Below are 14531 nucleotides of genomic sequence, written 5' to 3' on the forward strand. Positions count from 1 at the left end.
CTGCGTATGCCCGAACCACGCGGAAACATTCACATGTTTTTCTCACCAGGGGCGGATGTGACGGAAAACTTACCGTCTCCGACTGTCCGTCAGTGAAACCGGTCGATGCTCAGGCCGCGTCCAGCTCCGCCAGTTCCTCCGGCGTCAGGACGAGGTCGGCCGCGGCGAGCGAGTCGCGGATGGTCTCGGGGCGGCTGGCGCCCGGGATCGGGACGACCACGGGCGACTTGGCGAGCATCCACGCCAGGCACACCCGCTGCGGGCTCACCCCGTGCACCTCGGCGATCCGGGCGAACGCCGCGTGCCCGGAGCCGAGTTCGCCGGCCTTGGAGATCCCGCCGAGGGGGCTCCAGGGCAGGAAGGCGATGCCGAGCTCGTCGCAGAGGTCCAGCTCCGGTTCGCTGGAGCGGAAGGCCGGGGAGAACTGGTTCTGCACGGAGACCAGACGGCCGCCGAGGATCTCGCCCGCCAGCCGGATCTGCTCGGGGTTCGCGTTGGAGATGCCGGCCATGCGGATCTTGCCCTCGTCCAGCAGGTCCCGGATCGCGCCGACGGACTCGGCGTAGGGGACGCGCGGGTCGGGGCGGTGGAACTGGTAGAGCCCGATGGCCTCGACGCCGAGTCGGCGCAGGGACGCCTCGCAGGCCTCCTTCAGGTGGCGGGGGCTGCCGTCCAGCGTCCAGCTGCCGTCACCGGGACGCAGATGGCCGCCCTTGGTGGCGACCAGGACGTCGCCGTCACGGTCGTGGGAGGCGAGGGCCTTGGCTATCAGGGTCTCGTTGTGACCGACCTCGTCGGCGTCCCGATGGTAGGCGTCCGCGGTGTCGATCAGGGTCACGCCGGCGTCGAGCGCGGCGTGGATGGTGGCGAGGGAGCGTTCCTCGTCGGGTCGTCCCTCGATGGACATGGGCATCGCGCCCAGGCCGATCGCGCTGACGTCGACATCACCGATGCGGCGGGTGTGCATGTGCTCGTGACCTCTTCCGGCTGTCGCTGAGGCTGTCTGGCGATGGTGCACTCCAGCCTGGACACCGAACGGCCCCGGGGTCCAATAGAAGAAGGAGAACGCATTCAGCACTCGGGCAGCTGAATCGCGCCCGCCCCCTCGGCGGCCGACCGGCGGTCCCTTGTCACGCGGGGATGAAAGCCCGCACCCGAGGACTCAATTCCCCCACACGGACCGGCGATTCGCCCGGCGCTCCCCCGTCCCACTGCCATATTCGAGAACCGCTTCGGAGGTGGTTGTGAGCACAGAGGTGACAGCATCCGGTCCGGGGGAAACGGCGGCGCACGTGCCCGGGAGCACCGCGGAGCGCGTCGCAGGCCTGGAACGCCGCCGCGAGCAGGCGGTGGCCCCGGGCGGACCGCGCAGACGCGGGGAGTTCTCGGCCCGGGAGCGGATCGAACGGCTCGTGGACAAGGACTCCTTCACGGAGACCGGCCTGTTCGTCCGGGCCCGGCCCGCCGCGAAGGACGGCACCCGCCGTCCCTGGGGCGACGGGGTGATCACCGGGTACGGCACGGTCGACGGCCGCCCGGTGTGCGTGTTCGCCCAGGACTCCACGGTGTTCGGCGGCAGCATGGGCGAGGCCTTCGGCGAGAAGACCGTCGCGCTGATGGAGCTGGCCCTGAAGACCGGCTGCCCGGTGATCGGTCTCAACGACTCCGGCGGGGCCCGTATCCAGGAGGGCGTCGCCTCGCTCGCCCTCTACGCCGAGCTGGTGCGCCGCAACGTCAAGGCGTCCGGGGTGATCCCGCAGATCTCGGTCGTCCTGGGGCCGTGCGCGGGAGGCGCCGCCTACTCACCGGCGATCACCGACTTCACGGTGATGGTGGACGGCGCCTCGCACATGTTCGTCACCGGCCCGGACGTCATCGAGACGGTCACCGGCGAGCGCACCACGGCCGAGGAACTGGGCGGCGCCCGCACCAGCAACACCGTCAACGGCAACGCCCACTTCCTGGCCGCCGACGAGGAGGACGCCCTCGACACCGTGCGCGACCTGCTGTCGTACCTCCCGGCCAACAATCTGGAACGGCCCCCGGAGTACGCCCCCGGGCACGCGCCGCCCGGTGCCGGCCTCGACGAGGTCGTCCCGGACCGGCTGGGCGAGGCGTACGACATGCGGGCGATCCTGCACGCGGTCGTCGACGACGGTGAGCTCCTCCAGGTACAGGAGCTGTTCGCACCGAACATCATCTGCGCCCTGGCCCGGATCGAGGGCCGCTCGGTGGGTGTCGTCGCCAACCAGCCGCTGCACGCCGCCGGGGTCCTCGACATCGACGCCTCCGAGAAGGCGGCGCGGTTCGTGCGGTTCTGCGACGCGTTCGGCATCCCGCTGCTGACCTTCGCCGACGTGCCCGGTTACCTGTCCGGGGTGCGGCAGGAGCAGGCCGGCATCATCCGGCGCGGAGCGAAACTGCTGTACGCCTACGCCGAGGCCACCGTCCCCAAGGTCACGGTCGTGGTGCGCAAGGCGTACGGCGGCGGATACGCGGTGATGGGCTCCAAGCACCTGGGCGCCGACGTGAACCTCGCCTGGCCCACCGCCCGTATCGCCGTCATGGGAGCCGAGGGGGCCGTGGGCGTGCTGCACCGGCGGGAACTCGCCGCGGCCGACGACCCCGAGGCGCTGCGCGCCCGCCTGCTCACCGCGTACGAGCGCACCCACGGCACGCCCTATCTCGCCGCCGAGCGCGGCTACGTCGACGCCGTCATCGCGCCGCGCGAGACCCGGGAGCAGGTCTGCCGCGCGCTGCGCGCCCTGCGCGGCAAACGCGCGCCGATGCCGGAACGCCGGCACGGCAACATCCCGCTCTAGCCGCCCCCCTCTCCCCCCTTTGCGACCCCTAGGCCGATCCGCGCCGTGAGGAGCCCCGCCTGATGGACAGCCGCCGCCCCCCGCTCGCGCCCGTGTGCCCGACGCTGCCGGAGTACGTCCGGCACTGGGCCGAGAACACCCCGGAGCGCAGGGCGTTCACCTTCGTCGAGCACCCGGCACCGCACTCGCGCGGCGTCCACCGCACCCTGACCTGGCGCCGTCTGGACGTGCGGGTGCGGGCGCTGGCCGCGCGCCTCGCCGAGCAGGCCGGTCCGGGAGAGCGGGTCGCGCTGCTGTGCCCGCAGGGCACGCAGTACGTGACCGCCTTCCTCGCGGCCCTGGCCGCCGGGCTGGTCGCCGTGCCGCTGTATCCGCCGGGCCTGCCCGGGCACGCGGACCGGCTCGCGGGTGTCCTGGCCGACGCGTGTCCCTCGGTCGTCGTGACCACGAGCCGCTGCCGGGACGAGGTGCGCGACTTCCTCGGCCCCGACGGGCCGCGGATCGTGGTGGCCGACCAGGTGACGGACGAAGCCGCCCGGGACTGGCGGCCCGCCCCGCCGGACGCCGGGGCGACCGCCTACCTCCAGTACACCTCCGGTTCGACCCGCGCCCCGGCGGGTGTGGAGATCACCCACGGCAACGTCGTCGCCAACGCCCGCCAGGCACTCACCGCCTACGGTGCCGACGCCCGCCCGGTGACCTGCGTGGGCTGGCTGCCGCTCTACCACGACATGGGGCTGGTGCTCAGCGTCGCGGCCCCCGTGACACGAGGGACGCTGTCGGTGCTGATGGACCCGGCCGCCTTCCTGCACGAGCCGGTGCGCTGGCTCCGGCTGCTCTCCGCGCACCCGGACGCGGTGAGCGCCGCGCCCAACTTCGCCTACGACTACTGCGCCGCGAGCGTCTCCGACGACCAGAAGGAGGGGCTGCGGCTGGACCGGGTGACGGCGCTGATCAACGGCAGTGAGCCGGTCCGCCCGGGCACGGCCGACCGTTTCCACGCCGCGTTCGCCGGTCAGGGACTGGCGCCGGAGACGCACTGCCCGTCGTACGGCCTGGCCGAGGCCACCGTGTTCGTCTGCGCGGCCCGGCCGGGTGAGCCGCTCGGCCGGTTCGCGCTCGACCGTGACGCCCTGGCCGCCGGGAAGGCCCTGCCGGCCCGGCCGGACGATCCCCGGGCGGTGCTGCTGGCGGGCTGTGGCACCCCGGCGGGCCAGCGGGTCCGTATCGCCGACCCGGTGACGCGGGCCCTGCTGTCGGAGGGCGAGGTCGGCGAGATCTGGGTCCAGGGGCCGAATGTCGGCCGGGGTTACTGGAACCGGGAACCGGGGGACGTCTTCGGCGCCCAGTTCGCGGACGCCGAAGCCACTCCGGGCGGCTGGTTGCGGACGGGCGATCTGGGGACGGTGCTGGAGGGACAGCTGGTCGTCACGGGACGGTTGAAGGACCTGATCATCATCGACGGCCGCAATCACTATCCGCAGGACGTCGAGGCGACGGCCCAGGACGCGGACCCCGCGGTGCGCCGGGACCGGCTCGCGGCGTTCGCCGTGCCCGGCGACGGTGGTGGTGAGCGGGTGGTGATCGTGGCGGAACACGCGCGGAGCGTGCGCCTCGCCGAGCTGGACGTGCCGGCCGTGGCGCGGGCCGTGCGCGGTGCCGTCTCCGCCCGGCACGGGTTGCGGCTCGCCGAGGTCGTCCTGGTGCCGCCGGGCACGGTGCCGCGTACCTCCAGCGGGAAGGTGTCGCGGGCGCTGACCCGAGCCCGGTACCTGGAGGGTGCGTACGGCGGGCAGGCCACCGCGGCGACGGCGGGTACCGCGGGATGAGCCCCCTCGACGAGGGCGCGCTGCGCCGGCTGATCGCCGAACGGGTGGCCGTCTGGTACGGCGCCTCGCCCGAGAACGTTCCGATGGACCGGCCTCTCGCCGACCTCGGCATGTCCTCGCGGGACGCGGTCGCCCTGGCCGGTGAACTGTCCCGGGCGACGGGCCGGGAGCTGCCGACGACGCTGCTGTGGGAGACGCCCACCGGTCAGGCCCTGGTGGCGCGGCTGTGCGGCATGGAGGCCTCAGGAGCCTCGGATGCCGCCCGAGCCGGACTGCCGGGCGTGACGGCCGAGCCGCTCGCCGTCGTCGGGGTCGGCTGCCGGCTGCCCGGCGGGGTGCACGGCCCGGACGGCTACTGGCGGCTGCTGAGCGAGGGCGTCGACGCGATCCGGCGCGTCCCGGAGGACCGCTGGCGCGACTTCACCGACTTCCCACCCGCCGACGCGCATCCGTACGGCGGCTATCTCGACGACATCGCCGGGTTCGACGCGGACTTCTTCCGCATCACGCCGCGCGAGGCGGCGGTGATGGACCCCCAGCAGCGGATCCTGCTGGAGGTCGTCCACGAGGCGCTCGACCACGCCGCCGTGCCGGCCGGGTCCCTGGCGGGCACCGCCACCGGGGTGTTCGTCGGGGTGTCGGCCCCCGAGTACGGGCAGCTCACGGGCGCCGATCCGGCCGCTGTCGATCCCTGGGCGCCGGCCGGGGGCGCCCTGAGCGTCACCGCCGGACGGCTCGCCTACGTCCTGGACACGCGGGGGCCGAGCCTGGCCGTCGACACGGCCTGCTCGTCCTCTCTGGTCGCCGTGCACCACGCCTGCGTCAGCCTGCGCACGGGCGAGAGCGACCTCGCGATCGCCGCCGGGGTCAACCTGCTGCTGTCGCCGGCCGTCACCGTCGCCTTCCGCAGGGCGGGCGCGCTCGCACCGGACGGGCGGTGCAAGCCGTTCTCGGCGGCGGCCGACGGCATCGGGCGCGGCGAGGGCTGCGCGGCCGTGATCCTGAAGCGGCTGTCCGACGCGGAACGGGACGGCGACCGCGTCCTGGCCGTGGTCCGCGCGACCGCCGTCAACTCCGACGGCCGCTCGAACGGCTTGATGGCGCCCAACCCGGCCGCGCAGCAGGCGCTGCTGGAGAGCGCGTACGCACGGGCGGGGCTCGCCGCGGCCCAGGTCGACTACGTGGAGGCGCACGGCACCGGCACCCCGCTGGGCGACCCGATCGAGGCGGGCGCGCTGGGCGCGGTGCTCGGCCCGGGCCGCGACCCGGACCAGCCGCTGCTGCTGGGGTCCGTCAAGGGCAACCTGGGGCATCTGGAGTCCGCCGCGGGCGTCGCGGGCCTGGTGAAGACCGTGCTGGCCCTGCACCACGACAGCATCCCGCCGTCCCTGCACTGCGCGGAGGGCACGTCCCTCGCGGACGAGCGGCTGAGGGTGGTGACCGAGCCGGAGCCCTGGCCCCGCTACGGCGGCACCGCCCTCGCGGGCGTCTCCGGGTTCGGCTTCGGCGGCACCAACGCGCATGTGGTGCTGGAGGAGGGGCCGCCCGGCCTGGCCCCCGTACGGCCGGCCGAGGAGCCTGTGGCACGTCTCCATGTGCTGTCCGACCTCGACGCGGGGCGCGTCCGCGACACGGCGGGCCGGCTCGCCGACTGGCTGCGCGAGAGCACCGCGCACCCCGCCGATGTGGCCCGGACCCTGGCCGGGCGCACCGGCCGCGGTCCGGTACGTGCAGCCGTGGTCGCCCGGGATCGCGCCGAACTCTGCGATGCCCTGGGCGCGTTGGCGGCGGGGCGCCCGGACGCACGGGTGGTGACCGGGGAGGGGGACCGGGTGGGGCGCGGCACGGTGTGGGTCTTCTCCGGCTACGGCAGCCAGTGGCCGGGCATGGGGCGCAGGCTGCTGGCCGAGGAACCCGCGTTCGCCGCGGCCGTGGAGAAACTCGACCCGCAGCTCGCCCCGGAGTGTGGCCTGTCCCTGTACGACCATCTGTCCTCCGGGGCCAGCGTCGACCGCCTGGACGTCGCCCAGCCCGTGCTGTTCGGCCTCCAGCTGGCACTGGCCGAGCTGTGGCGTTCGTACGGGGTCGAGCCCGCCGCCGTGGTCGGCCACTCCATGGGCGAGGTCGCGGCGGCGGTGTGCGCGGGCGCGCTGGACGTGGCGGACGGGGCGCGTGTCATCGCCGTACGGGCCCGGCTGCTGAGCGGGCTGAGCGGCGGCGCGATGGCCGTGGTGGACCTGGACGACGCCGAACTGGACTCCCTGGAGCGGGACTTCCCAGGGGTGCACGTCGCCGTGCACTCCTCGCCCCGGCAGAAGGTCGTCACGGGCGAGGAGGCCGCGGTGGCCGGGCTCGTGCGCCGGCTGGAGGGGCAGGGCCGGGCGGCCCGGGCCATGCGGGTCGTCGGTGCCGGGCACTCGCCGCAGGTCGACGCGCTGCTGCCGGAGCTCGCCGAGGCGCTGTCGGGCATCCGGGGCCGGCGGCCGCGTGTCCCGGTGTACTCCACCGTGCTCGACGACCCGTGCGGCGACTGCCTGTTCGACGCGGCCCACTGGGCGGCCAACCTCAGGCGGCCCGTCCGCCTCGACCGGGCGCTCGCGGCGGCAGCGGCCGACGGCCACACGGCCTTCGTCGAGATCTCACCCCACCCGGTGCTGACCGGGGCCGTCGCCGACACCGTGCCCGATGCCCTGGCCCTGGCCACCCTGCGCCGGGACGCCGACGGGACGGAGGCGTTCGCCGGGCAGCTGGGCGCCCTGTACGTGGCGGGCCAGCGGCTGCCGGTGCCGCCCGGCCGGGTCGTCGATCTGCCGGTGTCCCGGTGGCGGCACGTACGGCACTGGTGGACGGACGGCCGGGCCCGCACCGAGCCGGAGCCGGAACCGGCGGAGCCTGCCACCGAGGTGACGGAGCCCTCGTCGGTCCTGGCCCGGCTGACCCACCACATCGCCGCCGTCACCGGCCACCCGCCGGCCCGCGTCACTCCCTCCACCGCCCTGGCGGACCTCGGCCTGGACTCGTTGATGGCCGTCCGGGTCCGCACGGCCGTGGAGCGCGAGTTCGGTGTCGAGCTCCCCCTGCGCGACCTGTTCGCCGCCGCCACGGTCGAGGACGCCGCCGCACGGATCCGCAACGCCCTCCCCCGCGAGGACACGCCGCTGCGGCCGCTGCGCGCCACCGGTTCCCGGCCCCCGCTGTTCCTCGTCCACGCGGCCGGCGGCCCGGTGACCGTCTACCGGACGCTCGCCGAGCGGCTCGGCGAGGACCGGCCGGTGTACGGGCTGGAGCGGATCGAGGAGGCCCGGACCGTGCCGGAGAAGGCGCGGTGCTACGCCGAGGCGATCGCCGCCGCCCACCCCGACGGGCCCTGCCTGCTGGGCGGTTGGTCCTTCGGCGGGTTCGTCGCCCAGGAGACCGCGCGGCAGCTGACCGCCGCCGGACGGGACGTGCCGCTGGTGGTGCTCCTCGACTCCGTACGCCCCCTCCCCCGGCCCGGCGTGACGCGCGCCGACCGGATCCGGGCGCATTTCGAGGGCTTCGCCGGCCACGTCGCCGACGCCTACGGGGTGCGGCTGGAGCTGCCGTACGACGAGCTCGTGGCCATGGACGACGACCGGGACCGCATCGACACCGTGCTGCGGGCGCTGCGCGAGGCCGCCGACGTGCCGCCCGCGGCGCTGGAGCACCAGCGTGCCTCCTACCTGGACATGGGCATCGGGGAGTCGCACCGGCCCGGCGGGTACGACGGGCCGGTCCTCCTCTACCGCGCCACCGAGGCCGCGCCCCACACCGTGCGCGACCCGGCGTACGAGCGGGACGACGAGGCGCTGGGCTGGGACGAGGTGTGCCCGCGCCTGGAGGTCGTGCCGGTGCCCGGTCACCATCTGTCGCTGCTCGATCCGCCGCACGTCGACGAGATCGCCGCCCACCTGAGCCGGGTGCTCGCCGAACGGGCCCCCTGAATCTCCAACCGAGGAGCCGCCATGCCCGACCTGCCGCCCAAGCCCGCTGCCGGAGTGTCCCGGCGCACTGTCGCCAGAGCGACGGCCGCCGCCGGCCTCGCCGCCTTGTTCGGGGCCGCGGGCGGCACGGCCCGTGCCGCGGCCGCCACCCGGCTCGGGCCGCGCACGCTGGACGTGTCCGTGCCCTCCGCCGCGCTCGGCCGCAGCGCGCCGGTCCGGCTGATCCTGCCGTCGGACTTCGGTGCGCGGCCCGAGAAGAGGTACCCCGTGCTGTACCTGCTGCACGGCGCCCACGACGACTACACGTCGTGGACCCGGGAGACCGGCATCGAGGCCTTCACCGAGGGCCGCGACCTGATCGTCGCGATGCCGGACGCCGGCCCCACCGGCATCCCCAGCGTCTGGCGCGGCGGCCCCGACTACGAGACGTTCCAGGTCAAGGAGGTGCCGGCGCTGCTCGCCCGGAACTACCGGGCCTCCGGCGTACGGGCGGTCGCCGGGGTCTCCACCGGCGGTTACGGCGCGATGGCCCACGCGGCCCGCCACCCCGGGGCGTTCACGGCAGCGGCCTCCTACAGCGGCATCCTCGACACCACCGCCCCCGGCGTGCCCCCCATCATGGACGCCATCGTGGCCCGCGAGAACCTGCCGGCCGCGTCCCTGTGGGGCCATCCGCTGCTGAACCTCCTGACCTGGCGGGACTTCAACCCGCGGGCCCGCGCCACGGGGCTGCGCGGCACCGCCCTGTACGTCTCGCAGGGCAGCGGCGTGGGCGATGGCAGCGGCGGCGATCCGCTGCCCGGGGTGCTGGAGAGCGCGCTGTGGCCGTCGGCGCAGGGCTTCGCCGGCACCCTCGCCCGCCTCGGCATCCGGGCCACCACGCACCTCTACTCGGGAGGAGGACACGACTGGCCCTACTGGAAGCGGGAGTTCACCGCCTCGTGGCCGATGCTCGCCCAAGCGCTGGGCGTGCCGGAGTGACGGGGGTGCCGTCGGGGCACGGAACGGAGCGCAGGGGTCGTCCGTCCAACCCAGGACTTCCCACGCGTCACAGCGGCAACAGCCTGCGGGTGAGCCGCTTCCGCTCGAAAGGAGTGTCCGTGATGGCTGTGCCTGCCCGGCACGGCGTGCCGGACCGCCCCGGTATGCCACCGATGCCGCCCGAGCTGGCGAAGCTGCTGCGCGCCCAGCTGGCGGCCGTCGCCGACCAGGTGGAGGAGGAGGTCCGCCGTCAGGTCCCCGAGTACGCTCGGCCCGCCGACGGGCCGTACGGCAGAAACCTGCGGGCCGGGGTGGTGCAGGCGCTGACCCTGTTCGTCGACCACATAGCCGACCCGCGCGACGACGCGGGCGCGATCGCGGCGACGTACTACGAACTGGGGCGCGGCGAGGCCCTCGAGGGCCGCAGCCTGGACGCGTTGCAGTCCGCGCTGCGGGTCGGGGGGCTGCACGCCTGGCGGCTGATGGGGCAGACGGCGGAGGAACTCGGCCTGGACTCCACGGTCGTCGCGGCCCTCGGCGAGCTGGCGTTCCGGACGGTGCACGAGGTCGCCGAGGCGGCCGCGGCCGGCTACGCGGAGGCCCAGCTGCGCAACTCGGACGAGCTGGAGCGGCGCCGCAGACGGCTGCTCGACCTGCTGCTGGAGGACGGGCCGGTGGCGCTGGAGGCCGTGCAGGACCTGGCGCACAGCGCGCGCTGGCCGGTGCCCCGGACGGTCGCCGTCGTGGCGCTCGCGGCGGCGCCGGACCGGCGGGAGGAGGACCGGCCGCTGGCCGCGGCGGGCGCGCTGGTGGACATGAAGTCCCGGCCACCGCGGATGCTGGTGCCCGACCCGGACGGCTCCGGCCGCTTCGGCGGCCGGGCGTTCACGCTCGCGCTGCGCGGCCGGCCCGCCGCGATCGGCCCGACCGTCGCGGTCACCGATGCCGCGCAGTCGCTGCGCCTCGCCACCCGGGCACTCGGGCTGATGGGCCGCGGGGTCCTCCCCCGCCAGGGCGTGGTGCGGTGCGCCGACCATCTCTCGACGCTGCTGCTGTACGGCGACGAGCCGCTGCTGGAACGGCTCCAGGCGCGGGTTCTCGCGCCGCTCGACACGGTCTCGGCCGGGCAGCGCGAGCGGCTCGCCGAGACGCTGCTGGCGTGGCTGCTCACCGGCAGCAACGTGCCGGACGTCGCCACCCGGCTGCACATCCACCCGCAGACGGTCCGCTACCGCCTGCGCCAGCTGGAGAAGCTCTTCGGCGACGCCCTGCACGACCCGGAAACCCGCCTCGACCTGATTCTCGCGTTGCGCGCGGAGTCACTGCGCACACCACAGAACTGAATGCCGGTACTCAATCGGCGACGTACTCATTCGGCGACAAAAAGCTGCGGCGATTTCATAATCCCGTCCATAACACTCCGGGAGACACAGCGAATACGTTCGGGCCGTCCTTTTTCGCAGGCGCTCCACGCGCCCCACCCGCAGAGGATCCCCATGCGTATCCGTTTGTGTCTCGCCGCACTCTCGCTGGCCGGCGGGGCCGGTCTGGCCACCCTCTCGGCTCCCTCGGCCACGGCCGCGGCCTGCTCTGACGTCGAAGTCGTCTCGGCACGCGGCACCTTCGAGCCGGGCACGCTCGGCTTCATCGTCGGCGACCCGGTGTATTCCGCGCTGCAGAAGAAAACGGCGGGCAAAAGCCTGTCGAGCTATGCGGTGAATTATCCGGCGGACCTTTCCCTGACGTCCGCCGCGCAGGGCAACAGGGACCTGGTGGACCATGTGAAGAGCCAGGCCGCCGCCTGCCCGAATCAGCGGTTCGTGCTCGTCGGCTATTCGCAGGGCGCGAACGTCGTCGACAACTCGATCGGCATCAGCAGCGCGGGCGCGGTGGTCGGCAGCCCCATCGTGGCCACGCTGCCCGCGGCGGTCGAGCCGAAGGTCGCCGCGGTGCTGCTGTTCGGCAACCCGATCCGGGCCCTCGGCAAGAGCGTCACCGGCACGTACCAGAGCCGCACCCTGGACATCTGCGCCAAGGGTGACCCCGTCTGCGAGAGTGGCGGCGGCAACGTCGGGGCGCACCTCGGCTACCGCGACAACGCCGACCAGGCGGCCACGTTCGCCGCGGGCAGGCTCTGACCCCGGCAGCACACCGAAGGGCCCGGGAGGATCTCCTCCCGGGCCCCTTGTGTACGTACGCGGAGGGTCAGCGCGGCGACCGCGCGAAACCGGCGAGACTGGTGGAGACGATCTCGGGTCGGCCGTTGTTCTGGACGGGCGCGGCGGTCAGGACGTCGAGGTGCTGGTAGCCGTCGGCGACCACGGGGTGGAGCTCGGCCGGGGCCCGGCCGGCGAGGAGTCCCTCACCGGCGAGGACGGTGAGCACCGGGTTGGCGGTGAGCCCGCCGGGATGGACGACGAGCTTCTTGACCTGAGGCGAGCCGGCCAGCTGGATGTCCGTCACCAGCTTGGTCGGGAAGTACTGCTCGGTGAAGTCCAGCGGCTGCTCGGCCAGACTGCGGGCCAGTTGCCGCACGTCGGTGACCTCCTCGCCGGGGCCGGTGAACGGGGTGCCGTCGGCCGACCGGTGGCCGGGGTCGTCGGGGTCGCCGACGCGGTCGTAGTTGCGCCAGGTGTAGAGCGGCCCCCGCGGCCGGTCCGGGATGGCCTTGTACGCGGTGCCGTACAGCCCCGGCTGCTGCTCACCGCCGTTGGCCACGGGGAAGCTCTTGTCGGCGATCGGCCCGCCGTCGAAGAAGCCGACGCTGGTCTGGAGGAACGCCAGCGGTACGGAGTTGTCGTCCAGCAGCGCCCCGAGCACCGCCCCGTTGGTGAGGCGGAAGTCCTTCACTGCGGGCTTGCCGGTGAGGAAGGCGGCGGTGTCCTTGGAGAACAGGAAGCGGTGGGTCGCCTCGATGTTGAGGTTGGAGGGCAGGTACCGGGGCAGGTCGGCCTCGGCGTCGGGGTCCTTGAGGGCGCCCATCCCGGCGATGCCGAGCAGGGTCATGGTCTCGGGGTTGAGCAGCACCGGCGCGGACAGCGTGCGCGGCAGCACCCCGGTGTCGAGGCCGGCCTGCACCGCGCCGTGACCGAGGCCGATGTCGGGCAGGTTGGTGTCGTCCGGCAGGCTGCCGCTGAGGTCGGCGAGCGAGGTGGAGACGGTCGTGTCGAGGGCGAAGTAGCCGGCGCACTGGTTGTAGCCGGCGTCCGCCGTGGTGGCCCGGTCGCCGTCGAAGTCGGCGGCGGCGAAGTACCCGGTGATCACACCGCCCAGCGAATGCCCGCCGCACAGCACCTTCCGCTTCCGCAGTCCCTGGTCCGGCAACTCCGCGGTGAGCAGGTCGTACTGGTCGCGTACGGTCTGCTCGATCCCGAGCTTCGCCATCCACCCCAGTTCCGCGTTGCGGGCGTAGCCGCCGAAGGTCCGGCCGCCGACCTGCTTGCCGCGGTAGTAGTAGTCGACGGCGGTGTGCTGGTCGCCGGAGGCGATGCCGGTGCGGTCCTCCAGGCAGTTGGAGCGCCGGTCCAGCGCCCAGAACTCGATGTGCAGGCCCTGCTCGGCGGCTCGCGCCACGGTGTTGCGGGCCACGCTGTCGAACGCCCCGGCTCCTTCCAGGATCCCGGGCTGGGCGACGAGGATCCGGTCCGCGTCGGCCGAGGCGGCCGGGCCGTCGGCGGAGCGGTAGCGCAGGTACGACAGCCAGTCGCAGGCGGCCGGACGCGGCCCGGCCGACTCCGGCAGCGGCACCTTCACCCGCACCACCGACTCCGTCACCCCGGTCACCGGCGACGTCGACGCGACCGGCGTCTCGGTCCGCGCGCCGTCGGCCCGGGCGCCCGGGGCGGCGGCCGTCAGCGTCCCTGCGGTGAGCAGCACCGCCAGTGCCGCGCCGCGCCACTTCCCTCTTCTCGAAAGGTTCATGTCCATGCCACGGACGCTAGGGCTGCGGTGCGAGCTCCCTCAGGGGATGCTGATGAGAACTCAGTTTCCGGATCGTGCCTTGTCACCGGCGCACAGGGACCCGGTACCCGCACAAGGACCCCTTCTGGGCCAGTCGAGCTGCGAACCGGCGGTTTCGGGAGCATGGTGGGGCTATGGACGGTCAACCCCCTGTGGTCGTGCAGCCGCCCGCGCCGGACGGCGGACGGCTGGTGACCATCCACGGCGAGCGCATGGGCGTCGCCTACAGCCTCTTCGACGTGCTGGACCTGCTGCACCGCGAGGGCCTGCCCACCACCGACACGGCCGTCGACGACACCGAGCTGATCGAGTGGCGCGGCGGCGGCCCGTACGACTGGAACAACGGGTCGTCCGACGAGGCGTGAGCCTGTCCGACGAGGCGTGAGCCTTCAGCGCCGTCCCTATGACAATGGTCCCGTCCCGGAGGTTCTCATGGTCTCGCGTCTCAACCCGTACCTGTCCTTCAACGGCGACGCCCGGCAGGCGTTGGAGTTCTACCAGGAGGTCTTCGGAGGCACCCTGGCCCTCAACACCTACGGTGACTTCGGCCATGGGGACGACCCGAACGCCGACAAGATCATGCACGGCATGCTGGAGACCACCACCGGCTTCACCCTGATGGGCGCCGACAACCCCCCGGGCATGGAGTCCGCGCCGGGCCAGCCCTTCTCGGTGAGCCTGAGCGGCGACGACGACGCCGAGCTGCGCGGCTACTGGGAGAAGCTCTCCGAGGGCGGCTCGGTGTCGGTGCCGCTGGAGAAGCAGATGTGGGGCGACGTGTTCGGCATGTGCACGGACCGCTTCGGCGTCCCTTGGATGGTCAACATCAGCGGATCGGAGAGCTGAGCAGGACCGACCGGACGGTCAGGGACCGTCCGCCGCGCGGGGGGGGGGGGGGGGGGGGGGGGGGGGGGGGGGGGGGGGGGGGGGGGGGGGGGGGGGGGGGGGGGGGGGGGGGGGGGGGGGGGGGGGGGGGG

General features: G+C 73.9%; 10 protein-coding genes. 8 read left to right on the forward strand and 2 right to left on the reverse strand.

Going from position 1 to position 14531, the window contains the following annotated elements:
• Positions 1–109 precede the first annotated feature (109 nt).
• Positions 110–967, reverse strand: a complete 858-nt coding sequence (locus AC07F0_RS28675) for an aldo/keto reductase (protein WP_478982973.1) — start codon at positions 965–967, stop codon at positions 110–112.
• 325 nt (positions 968–1292) lie between these two features.
• Here AC07F0_RS28675 and AC07F0_RS28680 point away from each other — a divergent pair, with 325 nt between their 5' ends.
• The 6 genes from AC07F0_RS28680 to AC07F0_RS28705 all read left to right on the forward strand — a co-directional run bounded on the left by AC07F0_RS28680 (position 1293) and on the right by AC07F0_RS28705 (position 11732).
• Positions 1293–2822, forward strand: coding sequence for an acyl-CoA carboxylase subunit beta (locus tag AC07F0_RS28680; RefSeq protein ID WP_478982974.1), 1530 nt, complete (start codon positions 1293–1295; stop codon positions 2820–2822).
• 62 nt (positions 2823–2884) lie between these two features.
• Positions 2885–4651 (forward strand): fatty acyl-AMP ligase, encoded by a 1767-nt coding sequence (locus AC07F0_RS28685; RefSeq protein WP_478982975.1) that lies wholly within the window; start codon positions 2885–2887, stop codon positions 4649–4651.
• Positions 4648–8613 (forward strand): acyltransferase domain-containing protein, encoded by a 3966-nt coding sequence (locus AC07F0_RS28690; protein ID WP_478982976.1) that lies wholly within the window; start codon positions 4648–4650, stop codon positions 8611–8613. Before AC07F0_RS28685 ends, AC07F0_RS28690 begins: the two co-directional genes overlap by 4 nt.
• 21 nt (positions 8614–8634) lie before the next feature.
• On the forward strand, positions 8635–9594 hold the full coding sequence (locus AC07F0_RS28695; protein ID WP_478982977.1) for an alpha/beta hydrolase: 960 nt from the start codon (positions 8635–8637) through the stop codon (positions 9592–9594).
• A 122-nt stretch (positions 9595–9716) separates the two neighbouring features.
• Positions 9717–10937, forward strand: coding sequence for a PucR family transcriptional regulator (locus AC07F0_RS28700; protein WP_478982978.1), 1221 nt, complete (start codon positions 9717–9719; stop codon positions 10935–10937).
• A gap of 153 nt (positions 10938–11090) precedes the next feature.
• Positions 11091–11732, forward strand: coding sequence for a cutinase family protein (locus AC07F0_RS28705; protein WP_478982979.1), 642 nt, complete (start codon positions 11091–11093; stop codon positions 11730–11732).
• Between the two features lie 67 nt (positions 11733–11799).
• On the opposite strand, the gene AC07F0_RS28710 is transcribed toward AC07F0_RS28705, so the two are convergent.
• Entirely contained in the window at positions 11800–13515 is a 1716-nt protein-coding gene (locus AC07F0_RS28710) for a hypothetical protein (RefSeq protein WP_478982988.1), read from the reverse strand.
• A 173-nt stretch (positions 13516–13688) separates the two neighbouring features.
• Between AC07F0_RS28710 and AC07F0_RS28715 the strand changes: the two genes are divergently transcribed.
• Together AC07F0_RS28715 and AC07F0_RS28720 are read left to right on the forward strand one after the other, a co-directional pair.
• Positions 13689–13919, forward strand: coding sequence for a hypothetical protein (locus AC07F0_RS28715; RefSeq protein ID WP_356924912.1), 231 nt, complete (start codon positions 13689–13691; stop codon positions 13917–13919).
• 67 nt (positions 13920–13986) lie between these two features.
• The gene (locus tag AC07F0_RS28720; RefSeq protein ID WP_478982980.1) at positions 13987–14400 is read left to right on the forward strand and encodes a VOC family protein; all 414 of its coding nucleotides are present in this window, start codon (positions 13987–13989) and stop codon (positions 14398–14400) included.
• Positions 14401–14531 lie beyond the last annotated feature (131 nt).

Source organism: Streptomyces sp. NPDC045955, assembly GCF_056430805.1.